Source organism: Streptomyces sp. NPDC006174 (assembly GCF_040614075.1).
Taxonomy (GTDB): domain Bacteria; phylum Actinomycetota; class Actinomycetes; order Streptomycetales; family Streptomycetaceae; genus Streptomyces.
The window spans coordinates 82,242-102,429 of sequence record NZ_JBEXTJ010000019.1 but is presented as its reverse complement, the minus strand read 5'-3'; the positions used below and the strand labels follow the sequence as shown (position 1 = coordinate 102,429).

Genomic DNA, 20,188 nt, shown 5'->3' with positions numbered 1-20,188 from the left:
ACCAGAACGGTACCACCGTGGGGCCAGAGTGGTACTGCCTACTTCTCCCGCACCCGCGTGGCCACCCAAGCCCCCACCACAGCCACCACCGCCATCGGCACGAACACCGCCGCGAAGGCCGCCGGGTGCGAGCTGGTGGCCGCGCCGGCCACCGTGCCGTGCGCCGCCGCGCCCAGGGCTTCGCCGCCGAGGGCCGCGAAGGCCGCGCCGCCGATGGCCAGCAGCAGGACGTTGGAGAGGCCGTCGGAGATCTGGAGCGCTGCGGAGTTGGAGCCCGCCTCCTCCGGGGCCGAGAGCTTCAGGAGCAGGACGCTGGTGGAGGCGATCACCATGCCCATGCCGAAGCAACCGAAGGCCCAGGCCACGGCGACGATCCAGACCGGGACGGCCGGGACGAGGACGGTCGGGGCGAGAGCGATGGACGCGGCCACGAGCACCATCCCGCTCACCATCAGCCTCTCCCGGTACGGCTCCAGGCGCGGCCGGGACTGGACGTACGAGCCGAGCGCCCAGGTCGCGCCGCCCACCGCCAGGGAGAGGCCCGCCATGGTCGGGGTCAGGCCGCGCTGGGTGACCAGCATCAGCGGTACGAAGGACTCCGCGGCGATGAACGAACCGGCTGCCACTCCGCGCAGCAGGATCACCGACGGCAGCCCGCGCGCCGCCCGTACGGTGCCGGTGGGCAGCAGGCCCCGTACGGCGGGCACCAGCAGCGCGACGCCCGCGGCGGCGGGGAGCACGGCGAGCCAGTTCAGCTCCTGGCCCGCGTACTGGAGCAGCCCGGCACCCGCCGAGATTCCCAGCGCGAGCCGGATGCGCCGGCGGTCGTACGGCGGCGCCGGCGCGTCCGGGTCCGCCGGGCCCGAGGCCATCCGGCGGATCTGCGGGAGGGCCAGGGCCAGCGGGATCACGATCAGTGCGGGGATGCCGACGAAGACCCAGCGCCAGCCGAGGTGCTCGGTCACCGTGCCGGCGGCCAGCGGCCCGACCACGGACGGGATCACCCAGCTCGCGGCGAAGGCGGCCATGATGGCGGGCCGGATGCGTTCGGGATAGGCGCGCCCGATGACCACGTACAGCGCGACGATCACCAGCCCGCCGCCGAGCCCCTGGACCGCCCGGCCCGCGATGAAGACCCACATGGAGCCCGCCGCTCCGGAGAGCAGCAGTCCCGCGCCGAAGGCGGTGATCCCGGTGGCGAGCGGCTGGAGCGGTCCGCGCCGGTCGGCCCACTGGCCGGAGAGCACCATGGCGAAGAGGCTGGTGGTGAAGTACGCGGAGAAGGCGAACGCGTAGAGCGGAATGCCGTGGAGTTCACGTGCGGCGACCGGCATCGCCGTACCGACCGCCGTCGCCTCGAACGCGATGAGGAACACCACGGAGACGATGCCGATGCTCAGCGCCCGGAAGGTACGCCCGAGCACTCCCTCGGCGGCCGCCTCGGTGACCGCCCCGGCCAGATCGTCGGGCAGCGCGTCCGGCATCCCCGGCCGAAGGTCCCCGGGTATGCCGGTCTTCAGGTCGGTGGGAAGATCCGCCGGCAGCCCGGTCGCCGGATCGGTGGGCCCGCCCGGCAGCTCCTGCGGCCGGTGGGCCCCGCGGCGGTCGTGAGGCAGGCCGGCCTGGCGGTGGTCGAACGGCGGATCGGTCGGCGCGGGGCGCGCGGCGTCGGTGCCGTCGCGCTGTTCGGGGGCGGTCATGGCCCCAGAGTAAGGGGCGTGGAGCGGTTTGAGCCCTGTCCCCGGACCTGCCCGGGGTCGTCCCTTGGTCGTAGGCCGCAGGGCCGGGCGTGAACGGCGTATGGCAGTCGTATTGCGTACCGGCCGCCGCCCTTGTGACCGGTACGCCGCGCCCCTAACGTCAAGGGCACAGCAACAAACGCACGGCCGTGTGCCCGAGAGGCTCAGGGGCTCGACTGCAACTCGAGTTACACCGGTTCGATTCCGGTCACGGCCTCCAGAGGAAGCAAGCTCACCGGAAGGGCCGCCCCCGCAGAACGGGGGCGGCCCTTCCGCGTACGTCCGGAATCACCGGGGCACCGGGTCCAGCGACGGCCGGGATTCCAGCCCTGCGTCGTCCTCACAGCCCAGCTCCCCCGCCATGGTCAGCGCGAAGGAATGGGCCACGGTCGCGTAGGCGTCCTTCAACTCATCGGGGTCGCCCTCCGGTGTCGTCGGCGTGCCACCAGGCTCCACACCGATGTCGACGTGGGCCGGTCCGGCGCCAGTCAGTTTCCCGCTCCGGCAGGCGAACCGGAGGAACGCACCGTCCGTAGCCGTCAGGGCCCGCTCCCCCATCGGGAGCACGGTGAACTTCGGGGCCGGGTCGCTCGGTGGCACACTGCCGGACCGCCGCCAGGTGATCCTCAGCTCGGCTTCCGCCGTACCGTCAGGTGTGTAGATACGGCAGACATCTCCGTCACCCGTGCCTGAGGCCCCGGCGCCCTCGCTCAGGTCCTGAGCAGCACGGGCGACGGTGGACTTCTCGCCCGATGCCTCCAACCGCGACGATCCCATGAGTACCTGCAGCGCCTGAGCAGCACCCTCGGTCACGGCATCACCTCCGCACAGCTGCGTCCCCGCCACTGTCGTATCGCTCGGCTTTCCGGCCTCGTCACCCCCGCCTCCACAGCCGGTGGCCCCGAGAACGAGTGAGCCGTCACGGCCACACCGAGGTATCCACCGTGACGCACCTGACGGCTGATCTCCATTCACTTTCCTTTACTGGGACTGTTCCAAGACATCCCCGATGACCTGCTTCGCAGGCAGAGAGGCGATACCGGCCACGCTCCTCGCCGCCGCAGGCCGATCGCTCCGGTGGCGGACGACGCCGTCTACCCGGCAGCGGGCAGCGCGGCGGGGATCACAGGCGGCTCCGCGCAATCCATCTCTGCCACGACTGACCGAGCGAACGCACTGAGCAGCTCCCACCGAAGCTCGGTTCCCAGACTCACTCCGGCAACGTCGAACTGGAGCGGCAGATCGGACGGCTGGGAGGCGATGGTGCCGGGTACGGCGCATGCCGCGATCAACCGCATTCGGGCTGGGCCAGGTTCCGGTTCCACGTACACCGATTCGTTCGCCTGACGCCATGCCCGTCTGTTCTCCGGGCTGTCCATCACCCCTAGTGAGAGGACGGACCACTTCACCGACACATCGACAGTGCCGCTGATCCGGTCGTCCTCGAAAGCGTCCATTCTGCAACCGGTGTAGCGGGAGTGCTGCAGATCCGACTCCTGCCACTGCTTCGCCTCCCGCACGAGGCGATCCGCCAGTACATCAGCCTGAGGCGTTCCGCCCACCTCGACATCGCTGCCGCCCGTCGTCTTGAGAGCCGCCTCCACGTTCGTGGCGCCGAGCAACGTCTCGCACTGCCCGAGCTTCGGCGATTCCGCACGTTCCTCACCCCCGGAACAGCCCGAGAGCAGACCGCCGATGACCAGCCCCAGAATTGCCGTCACCCGCGTCCCGTAGCTGCGCAGCATCATCACTTGACCCTCCCCTGATCGCCGATCGCGGTCTTGCCGTTCCCGTAATAGGTCTCGATGTCCAGGCCGAGCTGCCGCTTCTCGTCAGCCGACAGCCCGATCTCGTCCGCGTAGTTGAGCAGGGGCGTAACAGCTCCGCGCTCCCCCTCATTCCTGAACTTGTCAATCCCCGTCAATGCGTCGTCGTTGTTGTCGTACTCGCGCTGCTTCAGGTAATACATCGTCTCGCCGGCGTATCCGGTGTCGATTGCCGCAGTCGCGGTATCCATGACGAGAGGAACTGCTGTGGCGGCCACGACTCCCGCAGCGGGACCCAGAACCACTGCAGTGCCAACCCCCACCACAGCTCCTACGCCGGAACTGACGCCGAATTTCCTCCACTCGGCATCCTTTTCCATCTCCAGTATCTTGGCTTCCTCTTCGCCCTTGAACTGCTGATGAATTCCCTCGATACGCGCCTCGTCGAGGATTCCATGAACCTTCGCCCCGCCGTATCCGAAGTGCAGTCCGAGCTCCTGGCGCTCGGCCCCGAATGCCTTCAGCCCACTTGCCTCGTAGACCTGCTGCGCCGACGACAACGCCTTCCAGCCATCTTCGTCGGCGGCCACCACACCCATGAACCGGCGCGTTGCCGCTTCGCCGAAGTCGGTCCGCTCGGAACCGTCACTACTGTTCGCGAACAGCTCGTCACGCCCGAGTTCGTCGCCCGCCGACCCGAAGTTGTAGGTGGAGTAGTTGAGGTCGTCGATGTACGCGGCCCCCATACGGCCCAAGTTGTCCTTCAGCGCTTCATGCCGACTGAGCAGACCCGAATCCGAACCGTAGCTGTCGATGACTTCCTTCATGATGCCCGCCGTCACCCCGTCACGCTTCAACGTGGGTGAGGGGTCGTCCCAGGCATGTCCGGTGGTCGCCGCCTCCAGAGCCTTCCCAAGAGCATCAGGCATGTACTCCATGGACTTTTTCATGTCATCGCGGTCGTGGCCCGTGATGTCGTAGAACGAGTCGTAATCCTCGTTCTGAAAGAAGTCCAGGTAGCTGGTGATCTTCTCCCCGTCCTTGCTCTTCCCGAGATCGGCAGCCTCGCCTTTCAGGGTGCCGTCCTCGTTGTACGCGACCGGTTCGGCGGAGAAGAACTGCTTCGCGGCTTCCGGACTGTGGCCCAAGGCTTCCAGCATGCTGTTCACCGGGTCGTAGCCGGAGCCGTTGACACCCGAGGGGTTCAGCGGATTCTCCGGACCGCCCGGCAAGCCCTTCGATCCGTAGAAGAAGTCGTGGTCCTTCTGCCTCAACTGGATCACGTGCTCGGCGATGGGATTCAGGAACTTCGGGTCGTAGCTTCCGTACCGCATGATCCCACCGAGCAGCTGGTACCCGAACGGTCCACTGCTGTCGTACTTGGAGAGCGGGATACGTTCCGTGCCGAGCCTGCGCAGCTCCGGCCCCCACTCCGCCGAGAACGCCTTGTCGTACGAGGCGGTGGCCAGGTTGAGCCCGAGGTTCTTCTGGAGCGCCTGGACGTCCTTGAGCCGCTCCTTGTCGACCTTCAGCCCCCGGTGCGTGTCCGTGGCCAGTTGCCCGAAGAAGGACAGGGATTTCTCCGGGCCGAGCTTCTCGTAGAAGTTCTTCGAGAACTCCACCGACTTGCTGTTGTCCCTCAGCAGTTCGTTGAGCGCCTGGAGTTCGGTGTGCGTGAGGTCGCGGCCCTTGGCGGCCAGCGCGGCGGCCCTGGCGGCTTCCTCGTGGTCCAGTTTCGTGTACGTGGGGGCGGTGAAGTCCTTGCGGTCGGTGACGTTCGCTTCGAGGGCGTTCTTCAACGACAGGTCGACGTCGTTGCAGTTGTCCACGATCAGGTCGATCTTCTTCTGCCAGGCGGCGATGTTCTCCTTCTCCTGCCGCACCAACTGGGGGTAGTCGGGGTCGCGGCGCTGCGCGGGAGGCGCGTCCTCGAGCGGTCGTCGCGCGAACACCTTGCCGTCCGCGTCGACCCGGATGCCGGCGGCCGGACCTTCGTGATCCCGGATGCCGGTCAGATCGTCCTTGGCCTTCTTGATGGCCGCGTGGCCGTCCTCAAGGATCATCCTCACGCCCTTGGCCTGGGTCGCCGCGTCCGTGCACTCCTTGGCCGTCTTGCCGATGAAGGCCTTGGTGACCCCGGCGTTGAGCCCCTCCCAGTCGGCCTTGTCCGCCTTCGTCTTCATCCCGTCGGCGGCCTGGGTGGCCAGTTTCTCCAGCTTCTGCGCCATCTCCGACCAGTCGTCGGCCGCGGCCTTCAGCTTTCCCACGGGCGCGTCGACGATGTCCCGGTAACTCAGCACGTGCGTTCCCCCCGCGTCCTACTGCAGATACTCCGTGAGCTTGGAGATCGGCGTCAGGTCCCCCACGATCTTCACCTCGCCCTTGGCGTGCTGAGCCTTCGTGTAGTCCAGGTGGTTCGAGATGTGCGCGCAGGAGTCGAGCAGTGTCTTCAGCTGGGTCTGCCAGCGGTCGTGCACCTTGAGCACCGCCGCGCCGCTCGTGAAATTGCCGTTGGTGAGCGCGATCGCCGCGTCGAAGGTGGCGGGGCGGGCGTGGTCGCCCTCCTTCGACAGTCTCGTCCTCAGGTCATAGGCGTCGTTCCCGATGGCGCCGAGGTCGTCCCGGTTCACCACCAGGTCGGCTGCGCCGCCGCCTTCGGCCGGAACGCCGTTGATCCGCATGGCGCCTCGTTCGGCCGCCGCCGTACGCAGTTCGGCCCGTTCCTCGTCGAACGTCATGAACTTCCCCCTGGTTTCCGCTGAACGTTCCTCGGCCCTGCTCAGGCCGCCGTCTTCAGCGCCTTCATCACGTCGCGCATGTCACTGATCAGGTCGGCGTGGTACGGCTCAACCTTGGGAGTCTCCTCGGGCTCGTCGGACGACGGCTCCGTCCCGTCCTCAAAGCCCTGGTGGTCCCAGCTCGCGGAGATGGAGAGCATGATGACGGCGCCGCCCTCGACCACTTTCAGCTCCGAGGTCCGCTCACTCGCGACCAGGAGATAGGCGCGGTCCCCGAGACCGGGTACCAGCTCCGAACGCACTGCATCCTCTCCCCATTCGGACGCCGTGTTCCTGCGGGCCTCGAACTCGGGCAAGGGGTCGGTCTCCTTGTGGAGTTCGACCGACATCCCCACGTAGACGCTGTAGGTCCACTCTTCGTCCGGGCCCGTTCCCTTGGGAGCCGTGATGGCCATGGAGCACGAGATGCTGTCGAAGGCCGGATGTCCGATCCTGTCGGGGCCGAGGCTCGGTGCCTCGTACCGCTTTCCCACCGATGCGGTCAGCGCCTTCATCCGCATTGCGGAACACGAGCGTCCGCCCAGCTCGTAGCCGTGCATGTCCGGCTTCCGTTCGGGGCCGTCCCCGTACGCGAAGACGGCCGCCGCCCATATCGCGGACGCGGTCAGCGCTCCCGCCACGGCCCACAGCAGGCCGTGGCCGCGCCGGTGGCCGGGTGGCGGCCTGTGGTCGAAGCCACCCACCGCCTCCGGTCTGTGCTCCGGTCCGAACTCCCCCACCAACTCCGGCTCAGAAATCATGTCCGGTACTCCCCCTGGTCAAGAAAACGACGCACCCGCGTGCGCCCTGTCAGCCTTTCGTCGCTGCCACCGCCGCCTGCGGCCGTACCGGCAGGCGGTTCACCGGGCGGCCGGTGGCCGATCGGATCGCCGAGGCCACCGCCGCCGGGGCCGTCACGACCGGGACGGCCGAGGCGGGCTTGGCGCCGAAGGGGGCCACCACGTCCCGTTCCTCGACCAGCTTGACGATACGGATGTCCGGGGCGTCCAGCGAGGTCGGCAGTGCGTATCCGGTCAGGTCGGGGTGGCGGATGATGCCGCGGGCGGTGCGGAGGTTCTCGGTGAGGGCCGCGCCGATGCCCTGGGTGATGCCCGCCTCGATACGGATCGCCAGCTGCTTCGGGTTCAGGACGCGGCCGACGTCCTGGGCCACCGCCATCTCGACCACGCGGATCGAGCCGAGCTCGATGTCGACGTCGACCACCGCCCGTACCGCGCAGAAGGCCAGGCCCACGAACGCGTCGCCCTGGCCGGAGTCGTCCAGCGGCTCGGTCGGGTGAGGGCGGCACTGGGCGGTGGCCCAGAGTTCCTTGCCGTCCATCGCCTCCATGACGGTGGTGGAGAGGACACCGTCGTACGAGGTGATCTTGCCGTCGGCGATCTGGAGCAGCTCCGTGGACATGCCGAACTTGTGCGCCAGCGGCTGGAGGAGCTGCGTGCGGACCATCTTCGCCGCCCGCTCCACCGCTCCGCCGGAGACCCAGGTGTGGCGGCCGTGCGTCGCCGGGCCGGCTGGCGGCTGGTCGGTGTCGACCGCCGCCACATGGACCTCGTCCACGCCCAGGACCTCCTGGACGATCTGGCGGGCGAGGGTCGTGAAGCCTTGGCCTGTTTCGACCGCAGCGCAGATCACCGTGGCCACGCCGTCGTGGACCCGGACCGTGGCCGTGGAGACCTCGTCCGCGCCCTCGGCGCCGAGCATGTGGACCATGCCGACCCCGTACCCCACGCCCCGGCGCACCGCGCCGGGTTCGCCCGCGCCCTCGGGACCGCCGGGCAGCAGCCAGTCGTCCTCCGGAGTGTCCTTCGGGAGTGCCGGGAGAGGCGCGTCGCGGACGGCGCGGAGCAGTTCGGCCACCGGGGCCGGGCAGGTCACCGTCTGGCCGGTGGGCAGGATGTCGCCGGTCGACAAGGCGTTCCGGAGGCGGAGTTCGGCCGGGTCGATGCCGATCTTCGCGGCCAGCTTGTCCATCTGGCCCTCGTACGCCGCGCACACCTGCATGGCGCCTTCGCCGCGTACGTGGCCGGAGGGCGGGTTGTTCGTCCGGACCGCCCAGCCCTCGATGAAGGCGTGCGGGACGACGTACGGGCCGCAGGCGAACGCCACGGCCGCCGCGAGTGATTCCGAGGAGGCGTCCGCGTACGCGCCGGCGTCCAGCAGGATCTGGGCCTCCACCTTGACCAGCCGGCCGTCCGCGTCCGCGTGGTGGCGGTAGCGCAGCAGGGTCGGGTGGCGGTGGGCGTGGCCGAGGAAGGACTCCTCGCGCGTCGCGGCCAGTTTGACCGGGCAGCCGGTGCGCAGGGCGAGGAGGCCCAGCGGGATCTGGAAGCCCGGGTCCTCGCGGTCGCCGGTCGCGCCGGGGACGCCGGTGACGACGACCTTGACCCGGTCCGGCTCCAGGCCGAAGCAGGCGGCGGCCAGGTCGCGGTCGGTGTGCGGGTCGGTGGAGGCGGTGTAGATCTCGACGCCGCCGTCGGGCCTCGGCACGGCGAGGCCGGCCTCCGCGCCGATCGGGGCCGGGTCCTGGCGGCCGATGCGGTAGAGGCCCTCCACGATGACCTCGCCGGTCGCCTCGGCGTCGCCGTACCGGAGCGGGATGTGCCGGATCAGGTTGCCGTCGGGGTGCAGGGGCTCGGCGGCGAACGCCTTCTCCGGGTCCGTGACCGGCTCCAGCACCTCGTACTCGACCGCGATTGCGGCGGCCGCGAGACGCGCGGTGTCCGGGTGGTCGGCGGCGACGGCGGCGATCGGCTCACCGTGGTGGCGGACCAGCTCGGCGGCGAAGACCGGACGGTCGACCACGCGCCGGCCGTAGTTGCTGTCGCCGGGCACGTCCTCGTGCGTGACGACCGCGCGCACGCCGGGCATCGCGGCGGCGGCCGAGGTGTCGATGGAGAGGATGCGGGCGTGCGGGTGCGGCGAGCGGAGCACGGAGGCCCAGAGCAGCCCCTCGGCCCAGAGGTCGGCGGCGTACGGGAAGGTGCCCTCGGTCTTCGCACGGGTGTCGGCGGGCGGCAGCGAGGCGCCCAGGCCCATCAGCGGTGGCTCCTGGCCGGGACCGTCGCCGGAGCCGGCTGCCGCGTCGATCCTGGGCAGGCTGGTGCTGGTCGCGTTGGCCGCAGTGGCTGCGTCGCCGCTCACGCCGCCTCCTTGTCGTTCGCCCCGCCGCGCCGACGGCGGCGGGTGACCTGTGGTGTCGCGTGGTGCTGGTCGGACCGGTTGCCGTGGGCCGCGGGTCTGCGCGCGTCGATCACTGCGCGCCTCCCTCGTGCGGGTGGTGCTGGTGCGGCTGGTGTACGCCGCCGGCGCCGGGCTCGGCCTGGTGCGGGATGCGGGGCTCGTCCTGGGCGGTGGCGGACGCCCCCGCGCTCGCCTCACGGGCCGCCACGACGTCCGCGACCGCGTCGAGCACGCCCCGGTAGCCGGAACAGCGGCAGAGGTTGCCGCAGAGGGCCTGGCGGGTCTCCAGCTCGCTCGGGGCGTGGTTGCCCTCCAGCAGGTCGTGGACGGTCATCGCCATGCCGGGGATGCAGAAGCCGCACTGGACGGCTCCGCAGGCGGAGAGCGCGCGCTGGACGTCGGAGGGTTCGCCGTCGACGGCCAGCCCCTCGACCGTACGGACCTCGCTGCCGGCCGCGGTGGCCGCGGGCACCAGGCAGGAGGCGACGAGGCGGCCGTCGACCTGGACGTTGCACGCCCCGCACTCGCCCTGCGAGCAGCCGTCCTTGGCTCCGGCGAGGCCGAGGCGCTCGCGGAGCACGTAGAGCAGGGACTCGCCGATCCAGGCGTCGGACACCGGGCGGTCCGCGCCGTTGACGTGGAGGACGTAGGAGGCGGCGGGGTGCTCGCTCGGTACGTCCAGGGGTGCGGCGACCGGGTCGTGGGACGGGTCGAACGCGGGGTCGTGCGCGGGGTCGAACGCGGGGTCGTGGGACGGGTCCGGCTCGGGTTCCGCTTCGGAGGGCTGTTCCGCGTCGGCCTCGGGAGCGCTTGCTGCTTCGGGGTCGGTGGGCGCTTCCGAGGCGGTGTCGGCCGGGGGTTCCGCTTCTGCTTCCGGTTCCGGTGCTGTGTCTGCCGTGCCCGCTGTGGCGTGAGGTTCCGTCGGCGGCGCTTCCGCTTCCGGTTCGTTGCCGGGGAGCGGGTGGCCGTCGGTCTCGGGGTCGGCGGCCGGGTGGTCCGCCGCGTGCTCCTCGTCCGGGCCGGGACGCACGGGTGCCGGGGATTCCCCGGGCTGCGGCTGGGTGGCCCACGGCGCGGGGGCGCCGCCGGGGAGCGTTGCCGGGCGCGTGTCGTCCGCGTACCACTGCTGCGAGGCCGCCGCCGAGGCCAGGAACTCGCCCGACTCGTCCGGAAGATCCCCGTCCGCGACCGGAATCGTCCACTGGCCGGTGTGGCCGGAGGAGGCGTTGTGCCCGGTGTGCGTGGAGGTGTCGGTGTGGTCCGGGTGAGCGGAGGTGTCGAAGTGGCCGGTGTGGTCCGAGTGGTCACCGTGGCCGGTGTGGTCCGCGTAGTCACCGTGGCCGCTGTGGTCCGAGTGACCCGCGTGGTCGCTGTGACCTGCCTGGTCGCCGTGACCCGAGTGGTCGCCGTGACCCGCTTGGTCCGCGTACTCCGCAGCGCCCGCCCCGGCACCGCCCGGCTGCCCCGCGCGCTCCCCGACCGCCTCCGTGAAGTTCCACTGCGCCGTGGAGTGCGACGTGTCCTGGTACGGCTGCCGCGCGTAGCCGCCGCCCTGGTCGTTCGGGTCCGGCCAGTGCACCGCGCCGGGCGGCTGCTCCTGGGCGCGGCGGTCGGCCTCGCCCTGCTGCTGGCTCTGCGTCCGCACGACCCAGCTGCCCGTCGCGGCAGGGTCCAGACCGGCGGCCGGGGTCAGCGGCACGATCATCGGCGGTACGTATCCGTGGCCGGGCGCGGCCAGCGGGACGGCCGCCAGGTCCTCCGGCGGGAGCTGGACGAAGGCCGTGGCGTCGGAGTCGTACTCACCGCTCTGCGGCGTCGGCTCCCAGCCCTCGTACCGGGGGTCGGGGTGTTCCTCATTGCTCACGACAGTGCCCTCCCCAGTGCGCGTCGGGCGAGCGCGGCGACGGTGCGCCGCAGGTGCAGGACGGCCGGGGACAGCGGCGGGGCCTCTGATCCGTCGGCCGGCGGTTCGTGGTCCGGGATGCAGGCGGCGGCGACGTACTCGCCGAAGGCGGCCAGCGCGTCGGGTGCCAGGCCGCGTTCGCCGTCCCAGTCGATCAGCGAGGCGATCCAGCGCTCCGCCTCCAGCGGCCGCAGCGGCATCGGAGCGATGGCGCCGACCGCGCAGCGCACTCCGCGCCGGGCCGGGTCGAGCACGATGGCGACCGAGCCGGTGGCGCGGCCGGGACCGGTGCGGCCGGTGGCCTTCAGGAACACCTGCGGGGCGTGCAGCAGCGGGACCCGGACGAAGCCGATCAGCTCGGCCGGGCCGAGCATCTCGCGGCCGGCCAGCAGGTGCGAGACGGGGATCTCGCGGCGCGTGCCACCGGGTCCCGCGACGACCAGTTCGGCCTCCAGCGCGGCCAGCACCGGCAGCGCGTCGCCGGTCGGCGCGGAGGTGGCGATGTTGCCGCCGAGGGTTCCGGCGTTACGGATTTGGGGCGGGCCGGCGGCGCGCGCGGAGGCGGCGAGGGCGGGGATCAGGGCGGCGAAGTCGGGCCGTCCCATGCGGGCGTGGGTGAGGCCGGCGCCGAGCAGGGCGTGGCCGTCCTGGTAGTGCCAGCCGCGCAGCTCGCTGATCCTGCCGAGGCCGACCAGTCCCGAGGGGCGCAGGAGCCCCTTGTTCACGGCCGCCATCAGGTCCGTTCCGCCCGCCACGGGGACGGCGGCGGGCATGGCTTCCAGCGCCGCCACGGCCTCGTCGAGCGAGGCCGGCAGCGTCACCGACTGCAGCGCCTGCGGTGCGTGCGTGGTCAACCCAGCTGCCCCTTCCCGGTCTCCCGGCTGGTCCGCCTGTTCCGCCGTACGGTACGTGTTCACAGGCCGGACGTGGCAACTCTGGCACATCTTCCGATGGGACCGGCGCGAGGGTCCGCGAAGGGTGGATCCGTCCCTGACCTGGGGGATGATCCGATTTCGCACCTCTTCGGAGTGGAGGGTGAATTGCCACTCTTCAGCGATGCTTGTACGACTTATTCCGTTCATTCCGGGGGCTGTTCGTCCACGGCCCGTTCGGTCCGCGCCGGTACACGCTCCGGCGCGGACCGATCCGGAGCTCACACCACCGGCGGCGCTCCCTCGATCGGGCGACCGAGGATGCCGGGCCGGCGCTGCCACGGCAACGGGCCACCGGGCCTGCGGTAGTCGACGCCGAGGGCGTCGAGCCGGGCGTAGTGGTCGGTCATCCGCGCGTCGAATCCGGCGAAGTCCCGGTCGGCGGGGGCCGGCAGGGAGCTCCAGGCGACCTCGGCGAAGGCGGCGAGGCGCGGGAAGACCTGGTAGTCGACGCGTGACCTGTTCTGCATGACCTCGGACCACACGTTGGCCTGCGTGCCCAGGATGTGACGGGCCGCCTCCTCGCTCAGCCCCGGCGGAACGGGTTCGAAGCGGTAGACGTCCTCCAGGGTGCGTACGTATCCGATGGGCATCGGCTCGTCGGGGCCGCCGTCCTGACGGTGGTCCAGATACACCTGCTGCTCCGGGCACATCACCACGTCGTGCCCGGCCTCGGCGGCCGCGATGCCTCCGGCGTAACCACGCCAGGAGGAGACCGCGGCGCCTTCGGCGAGGCCGCCTTCGAGGATCTCGTCCCAGCCGATGAGGCGGCGGCCGCGTGCGGTGAGCCAGCCGTCGAAGTGGCGGATGAACCAGGACTGGAGCTCGTCCTCGTCCTTCAGGCCGAGTTCGGCGATCCGGGCCTGCGCGGTCGGGGACTCCTTCCACTGGTCCTTGAGGCACTCGTCGCCGCCGACGTGGATGAACGGCGAGGTGGCGGCCGGGAAGAGGTCGAGCAGCTCCTCGAAGACGCCTTCGAAGAAGCGCAGGGTGTTGTCAGTGGGGGCGAGTACGTTCGGGTTGATGCCCCAGGTGTCCCAGACGGAGAGGGTGGTGGTGTCGATGACGTCGGTGTTGCCCAGCTCGGGGTACGCGCTGATGGCGGCCTGCGAGTGGCCCGGGATGTCGATCTCCGGGACGACGCGGATATGCCGCTCGGCGGCGTAGGCGACGATCTCGCGGATGTCGTCCTGCGTGTAGTGACCGCCGTACGGGGTCTCGTCCCACAGCTCGGAGGCCCGGTGGCCGTATTTGGTGCGCGCGCGCCAGGAGCCGACCTCGGTGAGGCGCGGGTAGCGCTTGATCTCGATGCGCCAGCCCTGGTCGTCGGTGAGGTGGAAGTGGAAGACGTTGAGCTTGTGCGCGGCGAGGAGGTCCAGGTAGCGCAGCACGTCGTCCTTGGGCAGGAAGTGCCGTGAGACGTCGAGCATCAGGCCGCGCCAGGAGAAGCGCGGTTCGTCCGCGATGACCACCGCCGGCACCTCCCAGGTGCGCTCCGGAGCGATCGGCGCGCGCCGGAAGGCTTCCGGCCCGAGGAGCTGACGGAAGGTCTGCGCGCCGTGCAGGAGCCCGGTCGCGCTGCCGCCGGTGATGCGTACGGTGTCGCCGTCGACCACGAGTCCGTACGCCTCCGGAGCCAGCGCCGCGTCGAGCGCCAGCTCCACACGGTGGCCGTCCGTGCCGTCGGCGAGCGGCAGTCCGGTGGCGGCGCCGACGGTGGCGCGCAGCAGCCGTGCGACGCCTTCGGTGCCCGGTGGAGCGGTGAGCACGGTCGCCGCGTCCAGCCGGAACGGCTCCGCTCCCGGTGCGCCCCAGGTCACCTCGCGCGGCGCGGGAATCAGGCCGGGAGCCGTCGTGTCGTCGGATGTCATGAGACGTCAGTCCTTAACCGCGCCGCCCAGTCCGGAGACCAGGCGCCGCTGTACGAGTACGAAGAAGACGAGGACGGGAATGGTCATCACGGTCGAGGCTGCCATGATCCCGCCCCAGTCGTTCTCGTCCGGTTTGAAGAAGACCAGCAGCGCCATCGGCAGCGTCGACTGCGAGGTGTCGCTGATGATGAACGACTTCGCGAAGAGGAAGTCGTTCCAGGTGGTGATGAAGGAGAAGACGCTGGTCGCCACCAGGCCCGGGAAGACCAGTGGGAAGAGGATCTGCCAGAGGAAGCGGGTGCGGCTGGCGCCGTCGATGTAGGCGGCCTCCTCCAGAGCTTCCGGGACGGCTCTGACGAAGCCGCGCAGCATCCAGATGGCGAACGGCAGCGAGAAGGCCAGGTGCGGCAGGATCAGCGAGCCGAGCGTGTTGAGCTGGCCGAAGTCCCGCATCAGGAAGAAGAGCGGGATGGTCAGCGCCTCCACCGGCACCATCTGCGCCACCAGGAACATGATCAGCAGCGTGGTGCGGAACTTGAAGCGGAACCGGGTCACGGCGGTGGCGGCCAGGAAGGCGACCAGCGCCGAGAGGATGACCACCGTGCCGGCCACCAGCAGGCTGTTGAGGAAGTAGCGGCCGAAGTCCTGCTGTTCGAAGACCCGGCGGAACGAGTCGAGCGACGGAGCGAGCGTCCACGGGCGGGGGCTGGTCGACTGGACCTCTCCGGCCGGTTTGAAGGCGGAGAGCACCATCCAGTAGAGCGGGAAGGCGACCGCCACGGCGATCAGCAGGGCCGCGACCTCGGCCGCCAGCCTGCCGGGCCGCTTGACGCGGAGCAGTGTACGTACGCGACCACCGCCTTCAGGACGCTCGCGTACGGGACGGTCGCGTACGGCATTCTCGGTCGTCGCGCTCACAGTTCCTCCCCCTGGCGCCGCACCAGGCGCAGATAGACCAGCGTGACCGCCAGCAGGATCACCAGCATCACGACGCCGATCGCCGAGCCGAGGCTGTACTGCGAGGACGCGAACGCCTTCTGGTACGCGTACACGTTGAGCACCAGGTTCTGGCCGGCGATGCCGCCGCCGTTGGTCATGACGTAGATCTGGGTGAAGACCTTGAAGTCCCAGATGATCGACTGGATGGTGACGACGATCAGGATCGGCTTGAGCATCGGCGCCATGATGGTCCGCCAGATCCGCCACTGGGACGCGCCGTCCAGCGAGGCGGCCTCCAGCACCTCGGTCGGGATGGCCCGGATGCCGGCGTACACGGTGACCATGACGAACGGGAACGAGCACCACAGGACTTCGAGGAGCACGAGTGCGAAGGCGCTGTAGCGCCCGTACGTCCAGGAGAAGTCACCGAGGCCGAGCACCTTGTTCACGGGTCCGAAGTCCGGGTCGAAGAGGAAGACCCAGACCGTCGAGCCGGTGATCGCGGGAGTGGCCCAGGCGCCGAGCGCGGCCATCATCAGCACCAGGCGCGGCAGGGCGCGGATGCGGGTGAGCAGGACGGCCAGCGCGCAGCCGACGAAGAGCGTGGAGACCACGCAGGCCGTGGCGAAGAGGACGGTGGCGAGGAGGACCTGCCAGAACTGGCCGTCGTTGAAGAGGGTCGCGTAGTTGTCGAAGCCCTTGAAGGTGGTCGGTTCGCCGCCGCTGACCTGGGCCTGGGTGTACTCCAGGAACGAGATCAGGCCGAGCTGGTAGATCGGGTAGACCAGCAGTCCGGCGAGCAGGACGAGAGCGGGCAGGAGGTAGAGCCAGGGGGTCCAGCCGGAGTGGCCCTTGGGCGACACCGTGCGGCCGCGCCGGGGCGGGCGGCCGGCGGCGGTGCCGGTGCCCGCCCCGGCCGCACCGGGAGTCGGGGCCTTGAGAGCGGTGGTGGGCGTGGTCATGGTCAGCCCGCGTCGGTGAAGGCGGTGTCCATCTTCTTCGCCGCGTCGTCCGAGGCCTGCGCCACGTCCTTACGGCCGGAGACGATCTCCTGGAACATCGTCGGCAGGACCAGCGAGGCGTCGATCTGGCCCCAGGCCGGCGAGGCGGGGACGAACTTGGCGCCGGCGCCGAGGGTCTGGACGAACGGTGCGACGAAGGGCTGCTTCTTCGCGGCGTTGTCCAGGACGTCGGTGTAGGTGGGCAGGAAGCCCATCGCGTCGAACATCTCGGCCTGGGTCTTCTTGCCGGTGAGCGACTTCATCAGGTCGACGGCGAGCGTGCGGTGCGAACTGCTCTTGAGTACGCCGATGTTGTTGCCGCCCGCGAAGGCCGGAGCGATGGAGTCCGGCGCGATGCCGGGCAGCGGGACGACCGCGTACTTGCCCTTGACCGGGCTCGCCTCGACCGCCGCGTGGCTGAAGTCGCCGCCGATCGCCATGGCGGCCTTGCCGGAGGCGAAGGCGGTGATGGTGGCGTTGCCGGTCATGGAGGCGCACTTGGCGGCCGGACAGTTGTCGTCGCCGAAGAGCGAGGTGTAGGCCTCGATGCCCTTGCGGGCCTTCTCGCTGTTGATGGCCGACTTGTACGTACCGCCGCTCTCGCCCGCGATCTCGCCGCCGTGCGACCAGATGAAGGGCATCGCGCCGTAGGTGTAGGCGCCGCCGACCGCGAGGCCGTAGAGGTCGGGCTTCGCCTTGTGGATCTTCTTGGCCGTCGCGATCAGTTCGGCCTGGGACTTGGGAGGCTGGATGCCGAGGTCCTTGAGGATGTCGGTGCGGTAGTAGAGGGCCCGGACGCCGACGAAGAACGGGGCGCCGTAGACCTTGTCGCCGACGGTGACGGACTGCTTGGCGATCGGGTCGGTGTCCTTGGCCTCCTCCCAGGCGCCGAACTCCTTCGTCACGTCCGCGAGTCCGCCGTCCTTGACGTAGCCGGCGGTGTCGCTGTTGCCGTACTCGATGAGGTCCGGCGCGCTCTTGGGGTCGTTGAAGGCGGCCTTGATGCGCTGGGCGCGGGTGTCGACAGGTATGTACTCGACCTCGACCTTCGCGCCGTCGTGGCTCTTCTCGAACGCGGCGACCGCGTCGTCGACGACCTTCTCCTTGGGCTTGTTGCCGACCTCCTGGAAGAGCCAGACACGGAGAGTCCCACTCTTCTCGTCACCCTTCGCACTGGTGTCGGAGGTCTGCGGCGCGCAGGCGGTGGCGGTGAGGCCCGCCAGCACAAGCGCCGCAACCGGGGCGGCAATTCGGGCAGAAAGCTTCATCCGGGAACCCCTACCGGTCCATCGTTGCATCATGTGCAACGTGCGTTTCGTTCTGCACAACTGGCAGGAGAGTAAGTCCGGTTCCGGCGCCCGACAAGTGGTCTCCACCACTCTGTGACCAGCCGACGCACCCCGCGCAACGCGAGCACGACCGGTCACGTTCCGTCACCGGTGGCGCGGAGAGCCGACGCTCAGGCATGCCAAAGGCCCCCGGCACGCGCAACGACCGCGCGTGCCGGGGGCCCTGGAAGACGGAGTGGGAGCCTGGCCCTACTTCTTGCCCTTGTCCTTGCCGCCCTTGCCCTTGTCGCCGCCGGCGCCCATGGACTCGTAGATCTCCTTGCACATGGGACAGACCGGGTACTTCTTGGGGTCGCGCCCCGGCACCCAGACCTTGCCGCACAGCGCGACCACGGGAGTGCCCTCCAGGGCGCTCGCCATGATCTTGTCCTTCTGGACGTAATGGGCGTAGCGCTCGTGGTCGCCGTCGCCCCTCGACACCTGTGGCGTCGGCTCTACGAGGGTCCCCGTACCTGCCCCGCGATCGGGCTCAAGAGTGCTCATAACCGCCAAGGGTACTGAAGAAGAGGGGCTTCAGTTGAGCGAAGGGTCGTCCGGATACGTGGCGATCATCGCCAGCTCGCTGCGCTGCCGCCGGAGCACCGCGCGCCAGAGGTTCTCCGGGCGCGGGGAGGAGACGTCACCGGGCTCCGACTCGACCACGTACCACGCGCCCTCGGTCAGCTCGCCCTCCAACTGACCCGGCCCCCACCCCGCGTACCCGGCGAAGATCCGCAGCGACCCGAGCGCCGGTCCGAGCAGCTCCGGCGGGGTCTCCAGGTCGACCAGGCCGATCGCTCCGTGCACCCGGCGCCAGCCGAGCGGGCCCTCGTCGCCCGGGATCACCGCCACGCCGAGCGCCGAGTCCAGCGAGACCGGGCCGCCCTGGAAGACGACGTCCGGCTCGCCGGTGAGTCCGGCCCAGGAGCCGAGGATGTCACCGACGCCGACCGGGGTCGGGCGGTTGAGGACCACGCCGAGGGAGCCCTCCTCGTCGTGGTCGAGAAGGAGCACCACCGCGCGGTCGAAATTCGGGTCCGCGAGGGCGGGTGTGGCCACGAGCAGTCGACCTGTGAGCGAGGACACCTCCGTCATGGCAGAAATGATCCCGCATCTTCGCCCTCCGCGGGGGTGCGGCGGCCGTGATGACCACCTCAGGAGAGCGAGCGCAGCTCAGGGCGCACGGAGGCACGGGGAGCGCACCTCGCGGGCGGGATCCGGCGGCCATCCGGACGGTGACCCTCCGCAAGATCGGGTGCGCGGAGGGTGTTGTGGCGGATTCATGACGTTCGTACACCCCCCTTCGCCTTACGGAACGGGGGTAGGAGGCCATTACCCTTTTCGTTGGCCCCCTGCCCGACCACTCCGGAACGCGAGATACATGACCGGCACAGACGATGTCCTGCTTGTCCACGGCGGCACCCCGCTGGAGGGCGAGATCCGCGTCCGAGGCGCCAAGAACCTGGTGCCGAAGGCCATGGTCGCCGCGCTGCTCGGCAGCGGGCCCAGCCGCCTCCGCAACGTTCCCGACATCCGTGACGTGCGGGTGGTCCGAGGACTGCTCCAGCTGCACGGCGTCACCGTCCGCCCGGGCGACGAGCCGGGCGAACTGATCCTCGACCCCTCGCACGTCGAGTCGGCCAACGTCGCCGACATCGATGCCCACGCGGGTTCGTCGCGCATCCCGATCCTGTTCTGCGGCCCGCTGCTGCACCGCCTCGGCCACGCCTTCATCCCGGGCCTCGGCGGCTGTGACATCGGCGGCCGGCCGATCGACTTCCACTTCGAGGTGCTCCGCCAGTTCGGCGCGACCATCGAGAAGCGGGCGGACGGCCAGTACCTGGAGGCCCCGCAGCGGCTGCGCGGCACCAAGATCCGGCTGCCGTACCCCTCGGTGGGCTCCACCGAGCAGGTGCTGCTCACCGCCGTCCTCGCCGAGGGCGTCACCGAGCTGTCCAACGCGGCCGTCGAGCCGGAGATCGAGGACCTCATCTGCGTACTGCAGAAGATGGGCGCGATCATCTCCATGGACACCGACCGGACCATCCGGATCACCGGTGTCGACAAGCTCGACGGATACACCCACCGGGCCATCCCGGACCGGCTGGAGGCGGCCTCCTGGGCGTCGGCGGCGCTGGCGACCGAAGGCAACATCTACGTACGCGGCGCCCAGCAGCGTTCGATGATGACCTTCCTGAACACCTTCCGCCGGGTCGGCGGCGCCTTCGAGATCGACGACGAGGGCATCCGCTTCTGGCACCCGGGCGGCGCGCTCAACGCCATCGCGCTGGAGACCGACGTCCATCCCGGCTTCCAGACCGACTGGCAGCAGCCGCTGGTGGTGGCGCTGACGCAGGCCGCGGGCCTGTCCATCGTCCACGAGACGGTCTACGAGTCGCGGCTCGGCTTCACCTCCGCGCTCAACCAGATGGGTGCGCACATCCAGCTGTACCGCGAGTGCCTGGGCGGCTCGGACTGCCGCTTCGGCCAGCGCAACTTCCTGCACTCGGCGGTCGTCTCCGGGCCGACGAAGCTCCAGGGCGCCGATCTGGTCATTCCCGACCTGCGCGGCGGCTTCTCGTACCTGATCGCGGCGCTGGCGGCGCAGGGCACCTCCCGGGTGCACGGCATCGACCTGATCAACCGCGGTTACGAGAACTTCATGGAGAAGCTGGAGAAGCTCGGCGCCAAGGTGGAGCTGCCGGGCGGTTCCCTGGTCTGACCCCGCACA

The 20,188-nt window shown here is 70.1% G+C and carries 16 protein-coding genes and 1 tRNA gene; 2 read left to right on the top strand and 15 right to left on the bottom strand.

What is annotated here, in order from left to right; translation table 11 throughout:
* Nucleotides 1-38: 38 nt before the first annotated feature.
* Nucleotides 39-1,484 carry an MFS transporter gene (locus ABZ267_RS31760; protein WP_356754135.1) on the bottom strand — a complete coding sequence of 482 codons (1,446 nt, stop codon included), beginning with the start codon at nt 1,482-1,484 and terminating at the stop codon, nt 39-41.
* Nucleotides 1,485-1,884: 400 nt separating this feature from the next.
* Here ABZ267_RS31760 and ABZ267_RS31755 point away from each other — a divergent pair.
* Nucleotides 1,885-1,959: transfer RNA gene (locus tag ABZ267_RS31755), tRNA-Cys, on the top strand.
* Nucleotides 1,960-2,027: 68 nt separating this feature from the next.
* Here ABZ267_RS31755 and ABZ267_RS31750 read toward each other — a convergent pair.
* The 14 genes from ABZ267_RS31750 to ABZ267_RS31685 all read right to left on the bottom strand — a co-directional run bounded on the left by ABZ267_RS31750 (nt 2,028) and on the right by ABZ267_RS31685 (nt 18,552).
* Entirely contained in the window at nt 2,028-2,552 is a 525-nt protein-coding gene (locus ABZ267_RS31750; RefSeq protein ID WP_356754040.1) for a hypothetical protein, read from the bottom strand.
* A 281-nt stretch (nt 2,553-2,833) separates the two neighbouring features.
* On the bottom strand, nt 2,834-3,490 hold the full coding sequence (locus ABZ267_RS31745) for a hypothetical protein (RefSeq protein WP_356754038.1): 657 nt from the start codon (nt 3,488-3,490) through the stop codon (nt 2,834-2,836).
* Nucleotides 3,487-5,805: a hypothetical protein gene (locus ABZ267_RS31740; RefSeq protein WP_356754036.1), complete on the bottom strand. Its 2,319-nt coding sequence runs from the start codon at nt 5,803-5,805 to the stop codon at nt 3,487-3,489. The genes ABZ267_RS31745 and ABZ267_RS31740 overlap by 4 nt, the downstream gene beginning before the upstream one ends.
* A gap of 18 nt (nt 5,806-5,823) precedes the next feature.
* Nucleotides 5,824-6,243 carry a hypothetical protein gene (locus ABZ267_RS31735; RefSeq protein WP_356754034.1) on the bottom strand — a complete coding sequence of 140 codons (420 nt, stop codon included), beginning with the start codon at nt 6,241-6,243 and terminating at the stop codon, nt 5,824-5,826.
* A gap of 41 nt (nt 6,244-6,284) precedes the next feature.
* Nucleotides 6,285-7,043 carry a hypothetical protein gene (locus ABZ267_RS31730; protein WP_356754032.1) on the bottom strand — a complete coding sequence of 253 codons (759 nt, stop codon included), beginning with the start codon at nt 7,041-7,043 and terminating at the stop codon, nt 6,285-6,287.
* 49 nt (nt 7,044-7,092) lie between these two features.
* Nucleotides 7,093-9,444 carry a molybdopterin cofactor-binding domain-containing protein gene (locus tag ABZ267_RS31725; protein WP_356754030.1) on the bottom strand — a complete coding sequence of 784 codons (2,352 nt, stop codon included), beginning with the start codon at nt 9,442-9,444 and terminating at the stop codon, nt 7,093-7,095.
* A gap of 109 nt (nt 9,445-9,553) precedes the next feature.
* Nucleotides 9,554-11,347, bottom strand: a complete 1,794-nt coding sequence (locus ABZ267_RS31720; RefSeq protein ID WP_356754028.1) for a 2Fe-2S iron-sulfur cluster-binding protein — start codon at nt 11,345-11,347, stop codon at nt 9,554-9,556.
* Nucleotides 11,344-12,240 carry an FAD binding domain-containing protein gene (locus tag ABZ267_RS31715; protein WP_356754026.1) on the bottom strand — a complete coding sequence of 299 codons (897 nt, stop codon included), beginning with the start codon at nt 12,238-12,240 and terminating at the stop codon, nt 11,344-11,346. Before ABZ267_RS31715 ends, ABZ267_RS31720 begins: the two co-directional genes overlap by 4 nt.
* 299 nt (nt 12,241-12,539) lie before the next feature.
* A complete protein-coding gene (locus tag ABZ267_RS31710; protein WP_356754024.1) occupies nt 12,540-14,189 on the bottom strand; it encodes a beta-N-acetylhexosaminidase in 1,650 nt (549 codons plus the stop codon).
* Between the two features lie 6 nt (nt 14,190-14,195).
* A complete protein-coding gene (locus ABZ267_RS31705; RefSeq protein WP_356754133.1) occupies nt 14,196-15,029 on the bottom strand; it encodes a carbohydrate ABC transporter permease in 834 nt (277 codons plus the stop codon).
* A gap of 74 nt (nt 15,030-15,103) precedes the next feature.
* Nucleotides 15,104-16,090, bottom strand: coding sequence for a sugar ABC transporter permease (locus tag ABZ267_RS31700; protein ID WP_356754022.1), 987 nt, complete (start codon nt 16,088-16,090; stop codon nt 15,104-15,106).
* Between the two features lie 2 nt (nt 16,091-16,092).
* Nucleotides 16,093-17,397: an extracellular solute-binding protein gene (locus ABZ267_RS31695; RefSeq protein ID WP_356754020.1), complete on the bottom strand. Its 1,305-nt coding sequence runs from the start codon at nt 17,395-17,397 to the stop codon at nt 16,093-16,095.
* Nucleotides 17,398-17,667: 270 nt separating this feature from the next.
* Nucleotides 17,668-17,961, bottom strand: a complete 294-nt coding sequence (locus ABZ267_RS31690) for a DUF3039 domain-containing protein (RefSeq protein ID WP_356754018.1) — start codon at nt 17,959-17,961, stop codon at nt 17,668-17,670.
* Nucleotides 17,962-17,991: 30 nt separating this feature from the next.
* On the bottom strand, nt 17,992-18,552 hold the full coding sequence (locus ABZ267_RS31685; RefSeq protein WP_018512335.1) for a YqgE/AlgH family protein: 561 nt from the start codon (nt 18,550-18,552) through the stop codon (nt 17,992-17,994).
* A 286-nt stretch (nt 18,553-18,838) separates the two neighbouring features.
* On the opposite strand from ABZ267_RS31685, the gene murA reads away from it, so the two are divergent.
* Entirely contained in the window at nt 18,839-20,179 is a 1,341-nt protein-coding gene (gene murA / locus ABZ267_RS31680; RefSeq protein WP_007450559.1) for a UDP-N-acetylglucosamine 1-carboxyvinyltransferase, read from the top strand.
* The last annotated feature ends 9 nt before the right edge of the window (nt 20,180-20,188 follow it).